17 protein-coding genes and 1 tRNA gene are annotated in these 22,104 nt (G+C 70.6%); 10 read left to right on the top strand and 8 right to left on the bottom strand.

Going from position 1 to position 22,104, the window contains the following annotated elements; translation table 11 throughout:
- Nucleotides 1-28 precede the first annotated feature (28 nt).
- Nucleotides 29-847, bottom strand: a complete 819-nt coding sequence (locus CXQ97_RS11470; RefSeq protein WP_104180996.1) for an amino acid ABC transporter substrate-binding protein — start codon at nt 845-847, stop codon at nt 29-31.
- A 220-nt stretch (nt 848-1,067) separates the two neighbouring features.
- On the opposite strand from CXQ97_RS11470, the gene CXQ97_RS11465 reads away from it, so the two are divergent.
- The gene (locus tag CXQ97_RS11465) at nt 1,068-2,975 is read left to right on the top strand and encodes an ABC transporter ATP-binding protein (protein ID WP_104180995.1); all 1,908 of its coding nucleotides are present in this window, start codon (nt 1,068-1,070) and stop codon (nt 2,973-2,975) included.
- Here the strand turns inward: CXQ97_RS11465 and CXQ97_RS11460 are convergent.
- From CXQ97_RS11460 to CXQ97_RS11450, 3 genes are all read right to left on the bottom strand, one after another.
- Nucleotides 2,972-3,433 (bottom strand): NUDIX domain-containing protein, encoded by a 462-nt coding sequence (locus CXQ97_RS11460; RefSeq protein ID WP_258062507.1) that lies wholly within the window; start codon nt 3,431-3,433, stop codon nt 2,972-2,974. The two genes, CXQ97_RS11465 and CXQ97_RS11460, sit on opposite strands and share 4 nt — an antisense overlap.
- Nucleotides 3,434-3,523: 90 nt before the next feature.
- Nucleotides 3,524-3,597 (bottom strand) — tRNA-Arg (locus CXQ97_RS11455).
- Nucleotides 3,598-3,633: 36 nt separating this feature from the next.
- Nucleotides 3,634-4,248 (bottom strand): hypothetical protein, encoded by a 615-nt coding sequence (locus CXQ97_RS11450; protein ID WP_104180994.1) that lies wholly within the window; start codon nt 4,246-4,248, stop codon nt 3,634-3,636.
- A gap of 82 nt (nt 4,249-4,330) precedes the next feature.
- On the opposite strand from CXQ97_RS11450, the gene pcrA reads away from it, so the two are divergent.
- The 5 genes from pcrA to CXQ97_RS11425 all read left to right on the top strand — a co-directional run bounded on the left by pcrA (nt 4,331) and on the right by CXQ97_RS11425 (nt 10,966).
- A complete protein-coding gene (gene pcrA / locus CXQ97_RS11445) occupies nt 4,331-6,796 on the top strand; it encodes a DNA helicase PcrA (RefSeq protein ID WP_104180993.1) in 2,466 nt (821 codons plus the stop codon).
- Nucleotides 6,797-6,973: 177 nt separating this feature from the next.
- Nucleotides 6,974-8,140 carry an ADP-forming succinate--CoA ligase subunit beta gene (gene sucC, locus CXQ97_RS11440; RefSeq protein WP_104180992.1) on the top strand — a complete coding sequence of 389 codons (1,167 nt, stop codon included), beginning with the start codon at nt 6,974-6,976 and terminating at the stop codon, nt 8,138-8,140.
- A 9-nt stretch (nt 8,141-8,149) separates the two neighbouring features.
- Complete coding sequence (gene sucD / locus CXQ97_RS11435; RefSeq protein ID WP_104180991.1) at nt 8,150-9,052, top strand: succinate--CoA ligase subunit alpha; 903 nt, start codon at nt 8,150-8,152, stop codon at nt 9,050-9,052.
- Between the two features lie 323 nt (nt 9,053-9,375).
- The gene (locus CXQ97_RS11430; protein WP_104180990.1) at nt 9,376-10,431 is read left to right on the top strand and encodes a zinc-dependent alcohol dehydrogenase family protein; all 1,056 of its coding nucleotides are present in this window, start codon (nt 9,376-9,378) and stop codon (nt 10,429-10,431) included.
- Between the two features lie 70 nt (nt 10,432-10,501).
- Entirely contained in the window at nt 10,502-10,966 is a 465-nt protein-coding gene (locus CXQ97_RS11425) for an SRPBCC family protein (RefSeq protein ID WP_104180989.1), read from the top strand.
- A 48-nt stretch (nt 10,967-11,014) separates the two neighbouring features.
- Here the strand turns inward: CXQ97_RS11425 and CXQ97_RS11420 are convergent, their stop codons facing one another.
- Together CXQ97_RS11420 and CXQ97_RS11415 are read right to left on the bottom strand one after the other, a co-directional pair.
- Nucleotides 11,015-11,938 carry a S1C family serine protease gene (locus CXQ97_RS11420; RefSeq protein WP_181035052.1) on the bottom strand — a complete coding sequence of 308 codons (924 nt, stop codon included), beginning with the start codon at nt 11,936-11,938 and terminating at the stop codon, nt 11,015-11,017.
- 92 nt (nt 11,939-12,030) lie between these two features.
- A complete protein-coding gene (locus CXQ97_RS11415; RefSeq protein WP_258062506.1) occupies nt 12,031-13,128 on the bottom strand; it encodes a VIT1/CCC1 family protein in 1,098 nt (365 codons plus the stop codon).
- Between the two features lie 303 nt (nt 13,129-13,431).
- Between CXQ97_RS11415 and CXQ97_RS11410 the strand changes: the two genes are divergently transcribed.
- Together CXQ97_RS11410 and CXQ97_RS11405 are read left to right on the top strand one after the other, a co-directional pair.
- Complete coding sequence (locus CXQ97_RS11410; protein ID WP_104180986.1) at nt 13,432-15,162, top strand: long-chain-fatty-acid--CoA ligase; 1,731 nt, start codon at nt 13,432-13,434, stop codon at nt 15,160-15,162.
- The gene (locus CXQ97_RS11405; protein WP_104180985.1) at nt 15,159-16,523 is read left to right on the top strand and encodes an AI-2E family transporter; all 1,365 of its coding nucleotides are present in this window, start codon (nt 15,159-15,161) and stop codon (nt 16,521-16,523) included. The genes CXQ97_RS11410 and CXQ97_RS11405 overlap by 4 nt, the downstream gene beginning before the upstream one ends.
- A gap of 145 nt (nt 16,524-16,668) precedes the next feature.
- Here the strand turns inward: CXQ97_RS11405 and CXQ97_RS11400 are convergent, their stop codons facing one another.
- Entirely contained in the window at nt 16,669-18,174 is a 1,506-nt protein-coding gene (locus tag CXQ97_RS11400) for a sodium:solute symporter (protein ID WP_104180984.1), read from the bottom strand.
- Nucleotides 18,175-18,342: 168 nt separating this feature from the next.
- On the opposite strand from CXQ97_RS11400, the gene CXQ97_RS11395 reads away from it, so the two are divergent.
- Nucleotides 18,343-18,921 carry a cupin domain-containing protein gene (locus CXQ97_RS11395; RefSeq protein ID WP_104180983.1) on the top strand — a complete coding sequence of 193 codons (579 nt, stop codon included), beginning with the start codon at nt 18,343-18,345 and terminating at the stop codon, nt 18,919-18,921.
- Nucleotides 18,922-18,931: 10 nt separating this feature from the next.
- Here the strand turns inward: CXQ97_RS11395 and CXQ97_RS11390 are convergent, their stop codons facing one another.
- Nucleotides 18,932-20,740, bottom strand: a complete 1,809-nt coding sequence (locus tag CXQ97_RS11390; protein ID WP_104181056.1) for an amino acid transporter — start codon at nt 20,738-20,740, stop codon at nt 18,932-18,934.
- 449 nt (nt 20,741-21,189) lie between these two features.
- Here CXQ97_RS11390 and CXQ97_RS11380 point away from each other — a divergent pair, with 449 nt between their 5' ends.
- Complete coding sequence (locus tag CXQ97_RS11380) at nt 21,190-22,074, top strand: hypothetical protein (protein ID WP_146069635.1); 885 nt, start codon at nt 21,190-21,192, stop codon at nt 22,072-22,074.
- Nucleotides 22,075-22,104: the final 30 nt, after the last annotated feature.

Genomic DNA, 22,104 nt, shown 5'->3' with positions numbered 1-22,104 from the left:
TCAGATCCCCCGGCCCCTCGCGCCGGCATCACTCGCTGACGTCGGAGCCGAAGTACTTCTCGGAGATCTCCGTGAGCGTGCCGTCCGCACGCAGCTCCCCGAGGGCCGTGTTGATGGCGTCCACGAGTTCGGTGCTGCCCTTGCGCACCGCGACGGCGCTCTGGGACGACTCCTCGGTGGTGGCCGCGATCTTGATGCCCTCGTTGTTGTTCGTGTTCTGGTAGTCCAGGTACGTCAGCTCGTCGTTGATCGTCGCGTCCACGCGGCCCTGCTCCAGGAGCGTGACGGACTGCGCCCACCCCTCGACGGGCTCCACGTTCGCGCCGCTCTCGGTGGCGAGGTCGTACCAGTTGCTGGTCAGCGACTGCGCCGTCGTCTTTCCCGAGAGGTCCTCGAACGAGGTGATGTCGTCGTTGTCCGCCGTGGTGACGATCACGCCGGAGCTGACGGTGTACGGCTCGGAGAAGTCGTAGGTGGCCTTGCGTTCGTCCGTGATGGAGACCTGGTTGGCGATCACGTCGAAGCGGCCCGCCTCGAGGCCCGCGAAGATCGCGTCCCACTGGGTCTCCTCGAACTCGGCCTCGACGCCCATCTTCTCCGCGACGGCGGTGATGACCTCGACGTCGTACCCGGTGAGCTCGCCACTGCCGTCCTCGTGGTAGCTGAAGGGCTTGTACGTGCCCTCGGTACCCACGGTCAGGACGCCCGCATCCTGGATCTCCTGCAGCGATGTCGCCGCCGCGGACTCCGACGACCCACCCTCGCCGGCCGGGGTCGACGACGAGCAGCCGGCGAGCGCGAGCGTGAGGGCTGCAGCGGTTCCGAGGACGGACAGGCGATACTTCATGGGGGCTTCCTTCGGTTTCGTGGGGGCGGACACGGCCGGTGGGGAAATAGAAGGCGCCGGGAACGGCTTGAACCCTACGTATCTCCGTCCCGGTCGGGACCGGAGTCGAACACTACTGAGGTGAACACCGGAGCATGCACTTATTGTTCCGAAGTGTTGCGCCGGGGGTCCAGACACCGGCCGTCCCCAGCCGGCACTGGCATCCATGGAAGGAATCGCAATGAGCATGGAAGGCGCGGCCTGGAGCTCGCTGTACAGGATCTCGACGGCGAAGGACACGAAGCACGGGTTCTCCCGGGAGTCGCTGCGCCGGATCCTCACGTTCGCCGTCCCCTACCGGTCGAAGCTCGTGCTGTTCATCCTCCTGTCCGTGGTCGGCGCGTTTCTCGCCGTCGCGACGCCGGTCCTCGCCGGCCAGGTGGTGGACGTGATCGTCGCCGACGGCGAAACGGGCACCGTCGTCCGGCTCGCCGTCGTCATCGCGCTCGTGGCCGTCGCCGACGCGGCAGTGTCCCTCGTGACGCGCTGGTACTCGGCACGCATCGGCGAGGGCGTGATCCTGGACCTCCGCACGGCCGTCTTCAACCACGTCCAGAAGATGCCGATCGCCTTCTTCACCCGCACCCGCACGGGCGCCCTGGTGAGCCGGCTGAACAACGACGTCATCGGCGCGCAGCAGGCCTTCAGCGGCACGCTCTCCGGCGTGGTCACCAACCTCGTGGCGCTGATCCTCACGCTCGCGGTCATGCTGAGCACGTCGTGGCTCGTCACGGTGCTCGCCGTCGTCATGCTGCCCGTCTTCCTCGTGCCCGCCCGCCGCATGGGCAGCCGCCTCGCCGCGCTCCGCCGCGAGGCCGCGGACCACAACTCGGCCATGAGCACGCAGATGACCGAGCGCTTCTCCGCTCCCGGCGCCACCCTGGTGAAGCTCTTCGGCAGGCCCGACGAGGAGTCCGAGGAGTTCCGGGTCCGCGCGGCACGCGTGCGGGACATCGGGGTGCGGACGGCGATGCTGCAGTTCGTGTTCTTCACGGCCCTCATGCTCGTCTCCGCGCTGGCGCTGGCCCTCGTCTACGGACTCGGCGGCTTCCTGGCGCTCCGGGGACAGCTCGACACCGGCGAGGTCGTGACACTCGCCCTCCTGCTCACGCGGCTCTACGCACCGCTCACGAGCCTCGCGAACGCGCGCGTGGAGATCATGAGCGCGATCGTCAGCTTCGAGCGCGTCTTCGAGGTGCTCGACCTGCAGCCCCTCATCCAGGAGAAGCCGGACGCCGGACGCGTGCCCGCGGGCCCCGTCTCGGTGGAGTTCGACGACGTCCGGTTCGCGTACCCGTCCGCCGACAAGGTCTCGCTCGCCTCCCTCGAGGAGGTCTCCACGCTGGACACGCGGGGCGGCGAGGAGGTGCTCCACGGTGTGTCCTTCAGGATCGAGGCCGGGCAGACCGTCGCCCTCGTGGGCACCTCGGGCGCCGGGAAGTCGACCATCGCCCAGCTCCTCGCCCGCCTGTACGACGTCGACAGCGGGGCGGTCCGCCTGGCGGGAGCCGACGTGCGGGACGTGACCTTCGCGTCGATGCGCGAGACGCTCGGCATGGTGACCCAGGACGGCCACCTGTTCCACGAGACGATCCTCGCCAACCTCCGGCTCGCCCGGCCGGAGGCCACCGAGGACGAGGTGTGGGACGCCGTCCGGCGCGCGCGGCTCGAGCCGCTCGTCCGGTCGCTGCCCGACCAGCTCGACACCATGGTCGGTGAGCGCGGCTACCGGCTCTCCGGCGGTGAGCGCCAGCGCATGACCATCGCCCGGCTCCTGCTCGCCCACCCGCGCGTCGTCATCCTCGACGAGGCGACGGCCGCACTGGACTCGACGTCGGAGGCGGCAGTGCAGGCGGCACTGAGCGAAGCGCTCGCGGGCCGGACGGCGATGGTGATCGCGCACCGGCTGTCGACCATCCGCAGCGCCGACATGATCCTCGTGGTCGAGGACGGCTCGATCGTTGAGCGCGGCTCGCACGACCAGCTGCTGGCCCTCGGCGGCCGGTACGAGGAACTGCACCGCACGCAGTTCGCGGTGCAGAAGAACGTAGCGGTGGACGAGGAGCCCGAAGCCCTCAGCGGCGTCTAGGCGTTCCTCGACCCGAGCAGGAGGGGGACCACGTAGTCGGTCAGCAGCGGGGCGAGGTCCCGGCGTCCCGCGGCGCCGCCGAGGTCGAGCCACGCGAGCTCCTCGATCTCCGCGGCCGGCAGCGGTTCCGCCGTCAGGGGGCAGAGGAAGACGGTGGCGACGAGGAGCGTGTCCGCCTCGTTGGCCGCCGGTCCGCGCCATGTGCCGAGGAGCGTGAGGTCCGCGGGCCGCACGGCCAGGCCCAGTTCCTCGGACAGCTCCCGCGTCCCGGTCTCCGCGGGGGTCTCGCCCGGTTCCGGCTTGCCGCCGGGCTGCATGAACAGGCTCGTCCCGCGCTTCCGGACGAGCAGGAGGCGCCCGCGGTCGTCGACCAGGCACAGGGCCGTGACGGTGATCGTCGGGACGTCGGCCATGCGGTCCCTCCCGTCGCGCGACACCCGGACGGTCCGCGGATCCATCGGATCGTCGCCCTGGTGTCCGAGCGACCCCGCAGGCGGAAGGGAGGGAGGACGGATGCCCGTCCTCCCTCCCTTCGTGATGCTGCCGTGTGCCCCTGGCCGGAATCGAACCGACGACCTTCCCTTTAGGAGAGGGACGCTCTATCCTACTGAGCTACAGAGGCCGGGATCGGGTGGTCCACCGATCCGGCGGTCCCAGCTTACCTGCTCACCGCCGCGGTTTCCTGCCCGGCCGACGCCCGGAGGCGCGGGGGCAGGAAGACGGCCAGCGCACCGGCTCCGAGGCTCAGGGCGAGCAGTACCCAGCGCAGGACGGTCAGCGTCGCGGCGAGGGCCACGGCCCCCGGGTCGGCGGTCGCCTGGGCCAGCACGGAGTCGATCGCGATGTTCTCCCACAGGTCGACCACGACGAACAGGAGGACCGGGGACCACAGGGCCCAGCGCAGCCGGCGACGTCCCGCATTGAGCTGGATCAGCAGGAGCCACGCGAACGCGAAGATGAGGGGGAAGAGCGTGCCCGCCGTGCGGTGCAGGTAGCTCAGCTGGCCGCGGGCGTCGTCGTCCATCTCCTCGTACAGGCGCCGGACGTAGTCGACGTCGTACCCGCCGACCATCATGTCGGGCATGGTGAGGCCGCCGGACAGCTGCGTCATCTGGCCGAGCGTGAGCAGGTGGAAGTACCAGAAGAGGAACAGGGCCGCGACGGCCGCGGCGATGACCACGAGCGACCCGTTGCCCTGCCTGCCCTGCGCGGGAGGGGACTGCGGTGCGGGCGTCGCGTGCTTGCGTGCGATCTGGGCCCTTGTCTTTGCCACTCCTCCAGTATGGCCGAGGCCGAGGGGCGGGCCCCGCCCGGCGGAGGGGAGTGTCGGGGGCACGGCCTAGACTTGATGCACCATGGACATGCTCTTCGATCCCTACGTCTCCCCGCCCACGCCCGCCGAGAAGAAGCGTGCACGCGAGGCGGCGATGGCGACGGCCGACGGGTCCGCGGACCCCGCCACCGAGCACGTGCCGTCGCGCGTGGGCGTCGACGCGCACCGTGCGCAGGAACTCCTGGTGGGACTGAACCCGCAGCAGGAGGAAGCCGTGAAGCACGGCGGGTCGCCGCTGCTGATCGTCGCCGGGGCCGGGTCCGGCAAGACCCGCGTGCTGAGCCACCGGATCGCGTACCTGCTCGCCACCGGCCGTTCCCACCCGGGCCAGATCCTCGCCATCACGTTCACCAACAAGGCAGCCGCCGAGATGCGCGAGCGTATCGAGGCCCTCATCGGCGACGTCGCGAAGCGCATGTGGATCTCCACGTTCCACTCCTCGTGCGTGAGGATCCTCCGGCGCGAGGCCGCCTCGGTGGGCCTCAACTCGAACTTCTCGATCTACGACTCCGCGGACACGCTGCGCCTCGTCACGCTCGTCGCCAAGGGCCTGGACCTCGACCCGAAGAAGTTCGCCCCCAAGGCCATCCAGCACAAGATCTCGGCGCTCAAGAACGAGCTGATCGACGAGGAGTCCTTCGCCTCCGCCGCCGATCCGTCCGACCCCTTCGAGATGGCCGTCGCCGAGGTCTACACGGGCTACGCCCAGCGCATGCGCCAGGCCAACGCCATGGACTTCGACGACCTGATCGCGCAGACGGTCTTCATGTTCCGGGCCTTCCCCGGTGTGGCTGACTACTACCGGCGGCGCTTCCGGCACGTGCTCGTCGACGAGTACCAGGACACCAACCATGCGCAGTACGCGCTCGTCCGGGAGATCGTCGGGGTGCCGGGGGAGTCCTCCGAGGACCCGGCGGAACTGACCGTCGTGGGCGACTCGGACCAGTCCATCTACGCGTTCCGCGGCGCGGACGTGCGCAACATCGTCGAGTTCGAGAACGACTATCCGAGCGCCCGCACCATCCTGCTCGAGCAGAACTACCGCTCCACCCAGAACATCCTCAGTGCGGCCAACGCCGTGATCTCCCGCAACCCGAACCGCCCGGAGAAGCGCCTGTGGACCGCCGAGGGCAGCGGCGAGAAGATCGTGGGCTACGTCGGCGAGAACGAGCACGAGGAAGCCCGCTTCATCGCCGAGGAGATCGACCGCCTGCAGGACGAGGACGGCCTCCGTCCCGGCGACGTCGCGATCTTCTACCGCACGAACGCCCAGTCGCGGTCCATCGAGGAGATCCTGCTGCGGGTGGGCCTGCCCTACAAGGTGGTCGGCGGCACCCGGTTCTACGAGCGCAAGGAGATCAAGGACGCCCTGGCGTACCTGCGGGTCCTCGTGAACTCCGACGACGTCGTCAACCTGCGCCGGGTCCTCAACGAACCCAAGCGCGGCATCGGCGACCGCGCCGAGTACGCGATCGCCGCGCTCAGCGAGCGCGAGCGCGTCAGCTTCATGGAGGCCCTCCGTCGCGCCGACCAGGCGCCCGGTATGGCGACGCGCTCCGTCAACGCGGTGGCCGGGTTCGTCAAGCTCATCGACGACCTCGCGGAGGTCGCGAGCGGCTCCGGAGCGTCCGCCGCCCTCGAGGCCGTGCTGGAGCAGACCGGGTACCTCGAGCAGCTGCGGACGAGCAACGACCCGCAGGACGAGTCCCGCGTCGAGAACCTCGCGGAGCTCGTCGCCGTCGTGCGTGAGTTCGAGCGGGACAATCCCGAGGGCACGCTGGGCGACTTCCTGGAACAGGTGTCCCTCGTGGCGGACGCCGACCAGATCCCCGACGCCCCCGACGGCTCGGCCGCGGACGTCCAGCGGGCGGTCGAGGAGGCGCGCCGCCAGGGCGTCGTGACGCTCATGACCCTGCACACCGCCAAGGGCCTCGAATTCCCCGTGGTGTTCCTGACCGGCATGGAACAGGGGATCTTCCCGCACCAGCGGTCCGCCACCGATCCCAAGGAACTCGCCGAGGAGCGGCGGCTGGCGTACGTCGGCCTGACGCGTGCCCGGCAGCGCCTCTACGTCACCCGCTCCGAGGTGCGCAGCATGTGGGGCCAGAGCCAGTACAACCCGGCGAGCCAGTTCGTCAGCGAGATCCCCGAGGACCTCATCCTCTGGAAGCGCGAGGGTGCGGCGAAACCCGCGTGGACCACGGGCGGCAGCATCAGCGGTCCGCGGTTCAGCGGGTCCTACTGGGGCGCCAGCGGCGGGGGCTTCAACGGCAGCGGCACGGCGCCGTCGAAGGCCGTGGGGCGCGTGCAGCCCCAGAAGGAGGTGGTCTCCGTCGCGGCAGGGGACAAGGTCAACCATGCGAGCTTCGGCAACGGCACGGTCCTGTCCGTCGAGGGTGCCGGCGACAAGACCGTCGCCAAGGTCCGGTTCGACATCGGGGAGAAGCGGCTGCTGCTGCGCTACGCGCCGCTCACCAAGGTGGCCTGATCCCGCGAGGCGGTCGCGGAATCCGGGTGAAAACCCCCAACGAACAGGGCCGATATTTCTACACAGGATAGAACTGTGGCCTTACTCACTAAAGCGGTAGTCTGGGGAAGGCCTCAGGCCCGAGGGGCTAAAGTTCCCTCTTGTAAACCTACTTCGACGTAGAAGGACTTTAGCTAAGTGGACCTGTTTGAATATCAGGCGCGCGATCTTTTCGAGGCGCACGGGGTTCCCGTGCTTGCCGGCATCGTGGCGCACACCCCGGAAGAAGCTAAGGCAGCAGCCGAGAAGATCGGTGGCGTCGTCGTGGTCAAGGCCCAGGTCAAGGTCGGCGGCCGCGGCAAGGCCGGCGGCGTCAAGGTGGCCAAGACCCCCGACGAGGCCTACTCCTACGCGTCGGACATCCTCGGCATGGACATCAAGGGACACACGGTCCACAAGGTGATGATCGCGCAGGGCGCCGACATCGCCGAGGAGTACTACTTCTCCGTCCTGCTCGACCGGTCCAACCGCAACTACCTGGCCATGTGCTCGGTGGAGGGCGGCATGGAGATCGAGCAGCTCGCCGTCGAGCGCCCCGAGGCCCTGGCACGCATCGCCGTGGACCCGGGAACCGGGATCGACCAGGCCAAGGCCGAGGAGATCGTCGACGCCGCGGGCTTCGCCCCCGAACTCCGTGACGGCGTCGTCGCCACCATCCTCAGACTGTGGGACGTCTTCGTGAAGGAGGACGCCACGCTCGTCGAGGTCAACCCGCTCGTCAAGACCGGCAGTGGCGACATCATCGCCCTGGACGGCAAGGTCACCATCGACGAGAACGCGGAGTTCCGCCACGCCGAGCACGCCGCGCTCGAGGACAAGGATTCGGCCGATCCCCTCGAGGCCAAGGCCAAGGAGCACGACCTCAACTACGTCAAGCTCGACGGCGAGGTCGGCATCATCGGCAACGGCGCGGGGCTGGTCATGTCCACCCTGGACGTCGTCGCCTACGCCGGCGAGGCCCACGGCAACGTGAAGCCCGCCAACTTCCTCGACATCGGAGGCGGAGCGTCCGCCGAGGTCATGGCAGCCGGTCTCGACGTCATCCTCGGCGACAGCCAGGTCAAGAGCGTCTTCGTGAACGTCTTCGGCGGCATCACCGCCTGCGACGCCGTCGCCAACGGCATCGTCAAGGCCCTCGAGATCCTCGGCGACGAGGCCAACAAGCCCCTCGTCGTGCGCCTCGACGGCAACAACGTCGAAGAGGGCCGCCGCATCCTCGCCGAGGCGAACCACCCGCTGGTCACCCTCGCCGACACCATGGACGAAGGCGCCGACAAGGCCGCCGCGCTGGCCTACGGAAAGTAAGGGTTCCCCATGTCTATCTACCTCAACAAGGACTCCAGGGTCATCGTCCAGGGCATCACGGGCGGTGAGGGCACCAAGCACACCGCCCTCATGCTGAAGGCCGGCACGCAGGTCGTCGGCGGCGTCAACGCCCGCAAGGCCGGTACCTCGGTCACCCACGGCGACGTCACGCTGCCCGTCTACGGCACCGTCGAGGAAGCCATCAAGGAGACCGGCGCCGACGTGTCGATCGTCTTCGTCCCGCCGGCCTTCACCAAGGACGCCGTCGTGGAGGCCATCGAGGCCGGCATCGGCCTCATCGTCGTGATCACCGAGGGCGTCCCCGTGCAGGACTCCGCCGCGTTCTGGGCCCTCGCCCAGTCGAAGGTCGACGCCGACGGCCGGCAGGTCACCCGCATCATCGGCCCGAACTGCCCCGGCATCATCACGCCGGGCGAGTCCCTCGTGGGCATCACCCCGGCGAACATCACGAGCAAGGGCGGTGTGGGCCTCGTCTCGAAGTCCGGCACCCTGACCTACCAGATGATGTTCGAACTCCGCGACCTCGGCTTCTCCACGGCCATCGGCATCGGCGGCGACCCGGTCATCGGGACCACGCACATCGACGCCCTCGCGGCCTTCGAAGCGGACCCCGAGACCAAGGCCATCGTCATGATCGGTGAGATCGGCGGGGACGCCGAAGAGCGCGCCGCCGAGTTCATCAAGGCGAACGTCACCAAGCCGGTCGTCGGCTACGTGGCGGGCTTCACGGCTCCCGAGGGCAAGACCATGGGCCACGCCGGCGCCATCGTCTCCGGCTCCGCGGGCACCGCGCAGGCCAAGAAGGAGGCCCTCGAGGCCGCGGGCGTCAAGGTCGGCAAGACGCCGTCCGAGACCGCGACGCTGCTCCGCGAGGTCTACGCCACGCTCTGACAGCACTGCTCCGACAGCCTCCTCCGCGTCCGCGCGGGGGAGGCTGTCCCGTTTCCCGGGAGAGCCGGGACGGCGGCGACGGCCCCGCGTCCCGGGGGCCCGGCATCTCGACCACGTTCTTCGTCTTCGTGGTCCTCGGTGTCGGGGCCATCGCCTTCGCGTGCCGCTGCATCCCGGAGACCCGGGGACGCACCCTCGAGGAACTGGAGCACGAGTTCACGTCCGCCACCGGGACCGCGCAGCGGTAGGGCCCCGGCCGCGCTGCTTGTAAGGTGGCGACAGGGGACCACCAATTGCGTCAGGCAACCTTTCTAGGAGATCACATGCGCGCCACCATCATCCACGGACCGGGCGATATCCGCGTCGAGGACCGCGACTACCCGACCATCCTCCGCTCCACCGACGCGGTCGTGAGGGTCACGGCCTCGTGCGTCTGCGGCTCGGACCTCTGGCCCTACCGGGGCGTCCGGCCCACCAAGGAGCCCAAGGCGATCGGCCACGAGTTCGTCGGTGTCGTGGAGTCGGTCGGCGACGACGTGGCGGACCTCGCGGTCGGCGACTTCGTGATCGCGCCCTTCGTCGGCAGCTGCGGCGCGTGCCCCCCATGCCTCGACGGCGTCACCGTCGCGTGCGACCACCTCGTGGGCTGGGGCAGCACCGACGAGCACGGCGACTTCGTGCAGGGCGCCCAGGGCGAAGCCGTGCGCGTGCCGCAGGCGGACGGCACGCTGCGCAAGGTCGAGGGCGTCTCCGGGCCCGACGCCGCCCTCACGGCGAGCCTGCTGACCCTCTCCGACGTCATGTCCACGGGCCACCACGCCGCCGTGTCGGCGAACGTGGGCCCGGGCAGCACCGTCGTCGTCGTGGGCGACGGCGCAGTGGGCCTGTGCGGTGTCCTGGCCGCCAAGCGCCTCGGCGCGGAGCGCATCATCGCGATGTCCCGCCACGAGGACCGCCAGGCCCTCGCCCGCGAGTTCGGGGCCACCGACATCGTGGCCGAGCGCGGCGACGAGGGTGTGGCGAAGGTCCGCGAACTGCTCGGGGGAGTACTCGCCGACTCCGTGCTCGAATGCGTGGGCACCAAGGAATCGATGGACCAGGCCCTGCGCAGCACGCGTCCCGGCGGCCACCTCGGCTTCGTCGGCGTCCCCGCGGGCGGGCCCGAACTGCCCATCGGGGTCCTGTTCGCGAAGAACATCACCGTCGGCGGCGGCATGGCACCCGCCCACACCTACATCCCCGAACTGCTGAAGGACGTCCTCGACGGCACGATCGACCCCGGACGGGTGTTCGACGTCGAGATGCCCCTCGAGGACGCCGCGGAGGCGTACAAGGCCATGGACGAGCGCCGCGCCATCAAGGTGCTGCTCAGGCCCTGATCGGCGCCGGACGACGGGCCCCACCGGAGAGGGGCCCGTCGCCGGTCCGGCGGACCGGCAGAATGGGGGGATGACGACTCCCGGCACCGACCCCTACCTCATCTCCCGCGAGCGGCTCATCCACGCGCCGGCCGCACGCATCTTCGAGGTCCTCGCCACACCCGCCCTCCACAGCGTGATCGACGGGTCGGGCACGGTGCGCGGGGAGCAGCCCAACGGGCCGGCGCGCCTGTCGCTGGACGCGCGGTTCGGCATGGACATGAAGCTGGGTGCGCCCTACAGGATCCTCAACCGCGTGGTGGAGTTCGAGGAGGGACGCCGCATCGCCTGGCGCCACTTCTCGGCCCACGTCTGGCGCTACACCCTCGAGCCCCGCGGCGACGTGACCCTGGTCCGGGAGGAATGGGACGGCCGTGCCGTGCCCTGGAGGGTCGTGTTCCGGCTGACGGGCTTCACCCGCAAGCACCCCGGGAGCATCGAGGCGACGCTCGGCAAGCTCGAGGACTACGTCCTGCGGGAGCGGGACGCCGCATAGGAGGTCCGGGCGGACCGGGAGCGCGCCATCGGCCGCGCGGGTGGGCCGTCAGGGGACGCGCAGTTCCTCGGGCTCCACGACGATGTCCACCAGGGCGCCGTTGCGCCACACCGTCATCTCCATCCGGCGTCCGATCGCCGCCTCGACCATCAGCCGCTGGATCCCCGTCGCGCTGCGGACGGGCGAGCGGTCGAGGGAGAGGACGACGTCACCGGCACGTGTCCCGGCGCCGGCGGCGGGACTGCCTGCGACGACGGCCGCCACCTGCATCCCGGTCCGCGATCCGACGCGGGCCGCGAGCTCGGGGACGAGGGTGATCTCGGCTCCGACCACGCCCAGCCACGCGCGTCGGACACGGCCCCTGGTCATGAGTGCGTCGATGATCTCGCGGGTGGTCGGATTGATCGGCACGGCCAGTCCGAGTCCGATACCGGCGACGGCGGTGTTGACGCCCACCATGCGTCCCGCACTGTCGGCGAGCACGCCGCCGCTGTTGCCCGGGTTCAGGAGCGCGTCGGTCTGGATGACCTCGTCCACGACGCGGCCGGACAACGTGGGCAGTGAGCGGCCGAGTGCCGACACGATCCCCGCGGTGACGCTGCCGGCCATGCCGAGCGGATTGCCGAGGGCGACCACGAGCTGTCCGACCCGGAGTTTGGTCGCATCCCCCCACGGCACCGGCGGCGGTGTCCTGCCGTCAGCCCGGAGGACGGCGAGGTCCGACAGCGGATCGCTGCCGACGACGCGCGCGGGCAGGACGGTCCCGTCGTCGAACGCCACCTCGGTGCGCTGCGCGCCGGCGACCACGTGCGCGCTCGTCAGCAGGTGCCCCTCCGTCGAGATGACCGACGCGCTGCCCGCACCCGCGCCGCGGGCGGTACGCACCGAGACCGCCGCCACCGACGGGAGGGTGGACTCGGCGATGTGCACGACCGCCGCCGAGTACGCATCGAGAGCCTCCTGCTCGTCCATACGGAATATTGCAGCACCGCCGCAGCGGCAGCGGGGGAGCGTTCGCGCAGGGCGGACCCGGCCGGTCGTGCGCAGGTCCGGAGGACTCCCGGTCAGGCCACCGACGTGCCGAAGAGCAGGCCGAGCAGGTAGGTCACCCCCGCCGCGCCCAGTCCGATCGCAAGCTGCCGCAGCGCGAGGCGCAGCGGTGATGCGCCGGAGAGCAGGGCGACGACGGCTCCGGTCGCCAGCAGGGCCAGCCCCACGAGCACGCAGGCGAGGACGACGGCCGTCGCGCCGCTGAGGCCCAGCAGGTACGGCAGGACGGGGATGACGGCGCCGGAGGCGAAGAAGCAGAAGCTCGAGGCGGCGGCACCGAGGCCGGTCCCGACCGCCTCGTGCTCGTCGACGTCCTCGTCCTGCTCGGGCTGCAGGGAGAAACTCGGGTCGCAGTCGCAGCTGTACAGGCCGAGACGCTCCGCCGCCCGGTGCTCGGCCGCCGCGGGCGTCATGCCGCGCGCCCGGTAGACGAGCACGAGCTCGTTGGAATCGATGTCCAGCTCCTTCGCGGCCGTGAGGGTGATCTGCGTGGGGCGCGTCGCCGACAGCAGTTCGCGCTGGGAGCGGACCGAGACGTACTCGCCGGCACCCATCGACAGGGCACCCGCGAGCAGCCCGGCCAGGCCGCTGAAGAGGATGAACGAGGTGGAGACGCCCGTGGCGCCGATGCCCATGACGAGCGCCAGGTTGCTGACGAGGCCGTCGTTCGCCCCGAAGACGGCTGCCCGGAAGTTGCCGGAGAGGCGGTTGCGGCCGCGCGTGGCGAGGCCGCGCACCACCTCCTCGTGGATCTGCTCGTCGGCCACCATGGCGCTCGTGGCGGAGGGATCCGTCCCGTAGGGGGAGCGGCCCTCCGCGCGCTGTGCGAGGGCCAGGATGAAGACGGACCCGAAGCGGCGCGCGAGCAGGCCCAGGAGCCGGTTGCGGAAGGAGGGGCGCTGGGGGCGCCCGACATCGTCACCGAGGAGGGCGAGCCAGTGGGCCTCGTGGCGCCCCTCGGCGTCGGCGAGGCCGAGGAGGATCTCCCGCTCCTCCCCGGTGCGCCGCCGGGCGAGGTCGCGGTAGGTGGCGGCTTCCACCCGTTCGTCGGCCAGGTACTGGCGCCAGCGCCTGATGTCGTCGCGGGTGGGGGATTGTTCGGGGGGTGTCACGAGTGCTCCGGGAGGTCGGGTGCGCCTGCGCATCCCGGACCGAAGCGGGGCTCCGGCCGGTGGACGCAGGAACGTCGGTTCGGCCGAAGGTCTCGCTCGCCGGCTGGACCGGTGGATTGCCGGGCACCATCGGTGCCAGTATGTCGACAGGCCGCACGTCCTCGGGACGCGGAGCTACTCCCCTTCGACCCACCATCCTACCGGACCGCGTGCTGCGGACCGGCCCGGGGGAGGATGGACGGGTGCGGGTACCGTGACCCGACGACCCGCGATATCCTCGAACGGATAACAGGAAGCAGGCTTATGGATTTGGCAGCCCGACCGTGGGTCGCGAACTATGCACCGGGCGTGCCCCGTTCCTTCGACGTGCCCGATGGCACCCTCTCCGACGTGCTCGACACCTCGGTCGGGGAGTACGGGACGGCGACGGCCCTCGAGTTCTTCGGCGCCCGCACGACCTACCAGGACCTGGGGGACGCCGTCGCTCGCGCCGCGGCGGGCCTGGCGTCCCTCGGGGTCCGTGCCGGCGACCGCGTCGCCCTCGTGCTGCCGAACTGTCCGCAGCACATCGTCGCCTTCTACGCGGTCCTGCGGCTCGGGGCCATCGTCGTCGAGCACAACCCGCTGTACACGGACCGCGAGCTACGGCACCAGTTCGAGGACCACGGGGCCACGGTGGCGATCGTCTGGGACCGCGTGGTCCCGCGCGTCCAGCGGCTGCCCGCCGACATCGCGGTGCGGACGGTGGTCGCGGTCGACCTCGTCGGCGCCATGCCGGCCTCGCGTCGCATCGCCCTCGCGCTGCCCGTGCGCCGTGCCCGTGAGGCGAGGGACGCGCTCACGACGACGGAGAAACTCACCGGCGTGCGGAAGCTCGTGACGTGGCGCGACCTCCTCCGCCACCGGCCGCTGCCGGCCGGGCACGCGCGCCCGACGGCGGACGACACCGCGGTGCTCCAGTACACGAGCGGCACCACGGGCGTCCCGAAGGGCGCCGTCCTCACGCACCGGAACCTCCTCTCGAACGCCGCCCAGGGGCGGGCCTGGGTGCCCGGCCTCGAGGCGGGGCGCGAGACGGTCTACGCCGTCCTGCCCATGTTCCACGCCTACGGCCTGACGCTCTGCGTGACCTTCGCCATGAGCATCGGCGCGAAGCTCGTCCTCTTCCCCCGCTTCGACGTCGGCCTCGTGCTCGACGCCGCGAAGAAGAGCCCGCCCACATTCCTGCCCGCCGTCCCGCCCATCTACGAGCGGCTCGCGGCGGGAGCCGCGGAGCGCGGCGCGGACCTGCACAGCATCCGCTTCGCGATCTCCGGCGCGATGAACCTCCCGCAGTCCACGGTCGAGACCTGGGAGGCCGCCACGGGCGGCTACCTCATCGAGGGCTACGGGCTGACGGAGACGTCCCCCATCTCGGCGGGCAACCCGATCGGCCCCACCCGGCGGCCCGGCACCGTCGGTGTGCCGTTCCCCGGCACCGACGTCCGGATCGTCGACCCCGAGGACCCCACCCGTGACCGGGCGCCCGGTGAGCCGGGGGAGCTGCTGATCCGCGGACCGCAGGTGTTCCAGGGCTACTGGCGCCGCCCCGACGAGACCCGCGAGACCCTGCTCGATGGCGGCTGGTTCCGCACCGGCGACATCGTCAGCATGGACGGGGACGGCTTCCTGACGATCGTGGACCGCATCAAGGAACTCATCATCACGGGTGGCTTCAACGTGGCGCCCTCCGAGGTCGAGGACGCCCTGAAGACGCACGCGGCCGTCGCCGACGCGGCCGTCGTCGGGCTCCCGCGGGCAGCCGGCGGCGAGGACGTCGCTGCCGTCGTCGTCCTGGCGCGCGGCGCCGACCTCGACGAGGAGTCCCTGCGCTCGCACTGCCGCGACCTGCTGGCGGCCTACAAGGTTCCGCGCACCATCGTGCAGGCGGAGGACCTCCCCCGATCACTGATCGGCAAGGTCCTCCGCCGCGAGGTGCGCACGCACATGCTCAACGATGGCCCTCCGGCCGAAGGAAAAGGTGACAGTCGATGACTCAACCCGTAGACGTGCGGGCGGGTACATCCGCCCCGAAGGGGCCCTGGCAGGACAGCCTGGGCCATGCCAGCATCCGCGCCGCCCAGGTGCTCCTGGTCCTGGTGCTGGCCGTGGTGGGGGTGTACGCGCTGATCCAGGTGCGGCTCGTGGTGATCCCGATCCTGCTGGCACTCATCCTCGCCGCCGCGATCGGGCCGTTCGTCCTCTGGCTGCGGCGGAAGGGATGGGGCCCGTCCCTCGCCACCACCGTGTCCTTCCTACTGCTCCTGCTGCTGTTCGGCGGGCTGATCACGGGCATCGTGTTCGCCGTCGTGGGGCAGGCCGGCGAACTGGCGTCCAGCGCGTCGGAGGGCTTCGACCAGCTCTACGCCTTCGCGCAGAACGGCCCCATCCCCATCGACGACGCCCAGATCCAGCAGGCGCGTGACGCGGCGGTGGACTTCGCGACCAGCAGCACGGCGAGCGCCGGCGCCCTCTCGGGCCTGAGCCTGGCGGGCAACTTCATCGCGGGGGCGCTGCTCATGGTGGTGATCCTGTTCTTCTTCCTCAAGGACGGCGAGAAGATCTGGGCCTTCATGCTCCGCGCGTTCAAGGGCAAGCGCCTCGTGAAGGCCCGCCGTGTCGGCTACAGCAGCATGGCGGTCCTCGGCGGTTATGTGCGCGGCACGGCCATCGTGGCCCTCGTCGACTCCCTCTTCATCGGACTCGCCCTGCTGTTCCTCGGCGTCCCCCTGGCGCTCCCCCTGGCTGCCATCGTCTTCATCGGAGCCTTCATCCCGCTGGTCGGTGCGACGCTGGCAGGCGTGCTCGCAGCCCTGATCGCCCTCGTCGCGAACGGCCCGTTCGTGGCGCTCATGGTCATCATCGTGGTCATCGTGGTGAACCAGCTCGAGGGCAACTTCCTGCAGCCCGTGGTCATGGGCCGCACGCTGCAGGTGCACGCCCTCGTCATCCTGCTGGCCCTGACCGCCGGTACCATCCTGGCCGGCATCATCGGCGCGATCCTCTCCGTCCCGGTGGCCGCCGTCGGCTGGGCCGCCATCAAGGCCTGGAACCAGGAGAAGGACGACGAGATCACGGAGGCTGAGATCGACAAGGCCGAGAAGCTGACGGCCCTGGACGAGACCGGGCACGGCCTGAGCTCGACGCCCAAGGAGGAGCAGGCCGCGAAGGTGGCGCAGGCCGGCATCGCGGTGGACGAAGCCGACGAGCGCCCCGGCACGAAGGGGCGCAGGGTCGAGGGGCACGACGGCGACGGCGATGACGACGGAGCCGGAAACTTCGACGGCTCCCGCGCCCTCGACGACTCCCGCACCCCCGGTGCGGGCCGCCACGGAGCATCCCCCGCGGGAGGCTGAAGGCAGCCACCGCAGGCACCGACCGCCGGGCTTCGCGCCCTGCCGGTCGGCAGCCGCGATCGGGTGGAGAACGCGGAAGGGCTCCCGGCATCGGCCGGGAGCCCTTCCGTGTTCAGCACGAACCCGCGACGGATCGGTGACGAGGTCAGTGGGCCGCGTCGACAGGGACGTCGTCGGGCACCTCGCCGGCGACCCGCCGGTCCCAGGCCGCCATCACGCCGGGATCCGTGGGGCGGGTGGCGAAGGAGACGCCGACGTACACGAGCAGGGCCGCCCCGAGCCCGAAGTAGATCGGGTAGTTCGAGTAGATGCCGTCGTACTGCACCTCGGCGGTGATCTCCAGGTACGCCATCACTCCCAGCGTGACCAGGGTGCCCGCCGCCATGGAGGCCCCGGCGCCGACGCCGTTGCCGCGGCGCCAGACGAGGCCGCCGAGGATCGCCACGAGGAGCCCGCCCACCAGGATGTCGTAGGCGATGGTCAGGGCCGCCACGACGTCCTGCACGATCACCGCGAGGGCGATGGTCACGAGGCCCAGGCCGAGGACCCACCACCGGCTCGAGGCGACGTCGTGCTCCGACGTCGAGCGTTCGGTGGCACCCGTGCCGCCCTTGCCGAACCAGCCGGCCACGAACGGCACGACGTCGGTCCTCGCCACCGTGGCGGCCGCGATCAGCGCACCGGACGCGGTGGACATCATCGCCGCGACGGCCGCGGCGAGGACGAGCCCGCCGACGCCGATGGGCAGGACGTTCAGGGCGATGTCCGCGTAGACGTCGTCCTTCGACTCGATGGCCGGCAGGATGACGCTGGCGCTCATGCCGATGATGGCACCCGCGACGCCGTAGAGGATGCAGTAGATGCCGGCGGCCGACCCGCCCCAGCGCGCGATCTCCGGGGTCCGGGACGTGAAGACGCGCTGCCAGATGTCCTGGCCGATGAGGAGCCCCAGCGTGTAGACCACGAAGTAGGTGATGATGCTCTGTGCGCCGATCCCGGTGATACTGAAGAACTCGTCCCCGGCCCGTTCGGCGATGCCGGAGAACCCGCCCGCCGCCGCGAGCGAGAAGGGCAGCATGAGCGCGAACACGCCGATGGTCTTGATGACGAACTGGGCCATGTCCGCGAGGGTGATGGACCACATGCCGCCGATCGTCGAGTAGACGAGGACGATCGCCCCGCCCACGGCGATGGACAGCGCGCGGTCCCAGCCGAAGAGCACCACGAAGATGGTGGCGTAGGCGCCCGTCGACGTGGCGCAGAGCATGAGCGTGTAGGCGAGCATCACGATGCCCGAGACGCGCGTGGCGCGATGCCCGTAGCGCAGGGTGAGCATCTGCGAGACCGTGTAGATCTTCAGCCTCTGGATGGTGGGGGCGAACAGGAGGCTGAGCAGCAGGACGCCGGTGCCGATGGCCACCACGAGCCACATGCCGGAGATGCCGTACTGGTAGCCGAGGCCCACGCCACCCACCGTCGAGGCCCCGCCGAGGACCACGGCGGCCATGGTGCCCGTGTAGAGGAGGGGCCCGAGGCGCCGGCCCGCCACGAGGTAGTCGCTGGCGTTGCGTGTGCGGGACTTGCCCCACCAGCCGAAGCCCAGCATGGCGACGAGATAGGCCACCACGATGGCTATATTGAGTGCTTGCATGGACGAGCCCTTCGGTCGGGATTTCGGCGGCGATGCCCTATGAGCAACTAATGTTGCCTAGTAAGCTACTCGTGACGCGGCTCACGCGTCAACCATGGCAAGCTCGTCGAAGGCCTCCGTTCACGGCGGACGGACAGGCCCCCGGAACCGCCGTAGGAGAGGACACGCATGAAGGCCCTGCCCGTCGAGCCCACCAACGCTCCGGTCGCCATCGGCTCCCGGATCCGTGCCGCACGGCAGGCGCAGCGCATGACCATCGAGCAGGTCGCGGATTCCACCGCCCTGACGAAGGGATTCCTCAGCAGGGTGGAGCGCGATCTCACGTCGCCGTCCGTCGCCTCGCTCGTGACGCTGTGCCAGGTGCTGTCCATCTCGATCGGCGACCTGTTCCAGGTGCCGGAGACGCACCTGACGCGGGCGGCGGAGGCGCCGCGGATCAGCCTGGGCGGGCAGGGTATCAACGAGCGGCTCATGACCGCCCGCTCCGAACGCCGCCTCCAGATGATCCGCGCCGTCGTCGAGCCGCACGGCAGGGGCGAGGACGAGCTCTATTCCGTGGACTGCGAGGTCGAGACCCTGCACGTCGTGGAGGGCCGCTTCGTGCTGATCTTCTCGAACGACAGGTACGAGCTCGAGGCCGGGGACACCGTCACCTTCCCGGGCCGGGAACCGCACACGTGGGTCAACCCGGACGACCGCGAGGCCGTCGTGCTGTGGACACTCGTCCCGGCGGCGTCGCGGAAGTAGCCGCTCCGCCTCAGCCCACGTGCACCCACGGGCGCTTCGTCACGTCGGGCTCCGCCGCGCGCAGGACCTCGCGCGTCACGGGCGCGATCTCGCCCTCGCCCGTGAAGAGGAACTTGAACAGGTTCGCCACCGGGTCGCCCTCCGTCCAGCGGAAGTAGACGTGCGGCATGAGCCCGGTGATGTCGCGGACATGCAGCATCACGGCGGCGATGGTGTTGGGCACGTTGGAGCTGTGGACCTCGAGGATGCGGTAGCCGTGCCGCACCACGCCACGCACACGCAGCTCGGTCTCGAACTCCGACGAGTCGTCCACCGTCACCTCGATGAACAGCGGGCGGGCGGTGCTCGGGAAGTGCGAGACGGCGCAGGCGTGCTGCAGCTTGTGCCGGTAGGCCGAACTGCTCAGGCGTTTCGGCTCGTGGGCGATCAGCAGGATGTCGCCGTCGTCCTGCGAACTCACGAACGACAGCGCGGCCTCGTCCATCCTGATGCTCGTGGCCCGCAGCTCGAACGCACGCCGGGACCGGGAGGCGAACGAGATCACGATGATGCCGAGGATGAAGCAGGTGGCGATCTTCAGGCCGTCGGGGCGCTCGATCATGTTGACGGCCGTCGTCAGGACGAACACCACCGTCGCGACACCGAAGCCGATGGTCAGGCCGCGCTGGTGCTTGCGGTGGGCCGACAGCGTGACCGCGACCGAGGCGGACGTGATGAGGGCGAGGACGCCGGTGGCGTATGCGCCGCCCTGGGCCTCGACGTCGGCCTTGAAGAACAAGGTGACCAGGATGGCGATGAGCGTGATGACCAGGACGAGCGGGCGCACGGCCTTCGCCCACGCCGGGGCCATGCCGTAGCGGGGGAGGTAGCGCGGCACGAGGTTCAGCAGGCCGGTCATGGCCGACGCGCCCGCGAACCAGAGGATGCCGATGGTCGAGATGTCGTACGCCGTGCCGAACCCGTCGCCGAGGTACAGGTGCGCGAGGTAGGCCAGGGCACGGCCGTTGGCCGGCCTGCCCTCCTCGAAGGCCTCGGCGGGGATCAGCAGCGTCGTGACGAAGCTGGAGGCGATCAGGAACCCGCTCATGATCAGTGCGGCGGAGGTGAGCAGCTTGTGCGCACCGGCGATCCGGCCCGCCGGGTTCTCCTCGGTGTCGCCGGGCCTGCCGTCGATCTGCGGCATGACGACCACGCCGGTCTCGAAGCCCGAGAGGCCGAGGGCGAGGCGCGGGAAGATCAGGACGGCCAGCCCCAGCATGACGAGCGGGTTGCCGTGCTGGGTGGTCAGCGCCGACCACCAGTTCCCCACGAGGCCGCCCTGCTCGAGGATCTGCACCACCGAGACGACGATGACGCACAGGTTCAGGACGAGGAACAGCGCGACGAGCGCGACGGCGATGCCGATGGCCTCGCGGAAACCGCGCAGGAAGACGCCGGAGAGCAGCCCGAGGAACACCACGGTGATGAGGACCTCCTGGCCCTGCAGCCACGACGGCGCGAAGGGGTTCTCGATGAGGTGCGCGCTCGCATCCGCCGCGGAGAGGGTCATGGTGATGAGGAAGCTCGTGGCGGCGAAGCCGAGGAGCACCAGCACGAAGATCTTGCCCCGCCACTTCGGCAGCAGCTTCTCGAGCATCGCGATCGAGCCTTCACCGCGCGGGCTCTCCGAGGCGACCCGCTTGTACACGGGGAGCGCGCCGAACAGCGTCACGGCGACGAGGATGAGCGTCGCGAGGGGGGACAGGACGCCCGCTGCCGCAGCGGCGATCGCGGGCTGGTAGCCGAGGGTCGAGAAGTAGTCGACGCCGGTGAGGCACATGACCTTCCACCAGGGCTGCGTCCGCTCCGGCTCGGGCTGGTGGGTGGGCTGGGCGGGCTCGTTGAGCAGCCAGCGCCCGAGGCGCTTCCTGCCCTGGGCCTCGGGTCGCAGCGGCGTACGTACGGATGAACTCACCGGATCACGGTAGATCCCGTCCGGGCGGCGTTCGGGCGTCTTAACACTTCCTTGATGGGCCTGCTGCGGTGGGCGACCCCGAGGATGCGCCGCCGCGCCGGGCGGCCGGACCCGGGGCGGCCCCGCCGCGCATCCGGGCCTGCGGCGCGGGTCTGCACGACGGGCGGGGCGGGCTTCCGGGGCTGGTCCGGGGGGCCGTCCCACAAACGTTGTGGAAGTGAAACCCCCGGTCGCAGCCAGGGACCCGCCCCGGACCTAGGGTGAGGTGGAGGGCGCCGCGCGGCTGTCCTGCTCACCACGTACCGGGGGACCCCATGAGGACCATCAGTCTGCTCTCGATCGCTCTCGCCGCCGCCGTCGGCCTGTCCGGCTGCGTCGGATCGTCCGCGGGACCCGACGCAGGGGCGAGCGATACGACGTCGGCCCCCGCGTCCCCGGCCGGCTCCGCCTCGGCCGCCGCGACCGGGTCCGCGACCGCCTCCGCCTCCGCCTCCGCGTCCGCGTCGGCGACCCCAGCCCCGGTGACCCCACCGCAGACGTCGGCGTCCCCGGCCCCGGTGACCCCCGCTCCGACGTCGGCGGCCCCGTCGCCGGCCGCGACCCCGGGCGCGACGCCGGCGGCCGGACCCGACATCGGGCCGTCCCTGCCCCATCCCGCCCTGCAGCTGCTCACCACCACCGACGGCCTCTACTCCTTCATGATGCCGGCGGACTGGACGGCGACGCCCGTCGAGCCCACCACCGCCCCCGACTACGGGGCCGGGCTCAGCCGCACGGCCTACTCCATCCGCACGGCGGCCGGCGTCGAGATGGCCGCGTTCGCGGGCGGCGTGCCCGGCGACGGGGCCGCCCTCCCGAGTCCCGGCCACGTGCTCCTCGACTCGGAGGAGCTGCCCGGGCTGTCCCAGCAGCTCGAGAAGGTCGACCTGCCGGTGAACTACGTCTTCGACTATCACCCGGATCCGGTCACCGGAGCGACCGTCTACCTCGCGAGGCTCCACGTCGGACCGCTTCCCGCGGACGGCACCTACGGCGCGCCCCTCGGCCTCGTCCCGCTCGGGTCCAACGGGCTCGTGGCCTTCACCTCGACCTTCGACAGCACGCGTTTCGCCGACCCCGAGGCCGCGCGCGCCTGGATGGCGTCCGAGGAGTACGCCGCCGTGCAGGGCATGTTCGCGACCCTGACGTTCAACGGTTGACCCCTCCCGTCCCGCGGAATAGCCTTGGGC

Source organism: Arthrobacter sp. B0490, assembly GCF_002929355.1.
In the GTDB taxonomy this organism is placed as follows: domain Bacteria; phylum Actinomycetota; class Actinomycetes; order Actinomycetales; family Micrococcaceae; genus Arthrobacter_D.
Note: the sequence above shows the minus strand (reverse complement) of the source record. Positions and strands in the feature narration are given on the sequence as shown.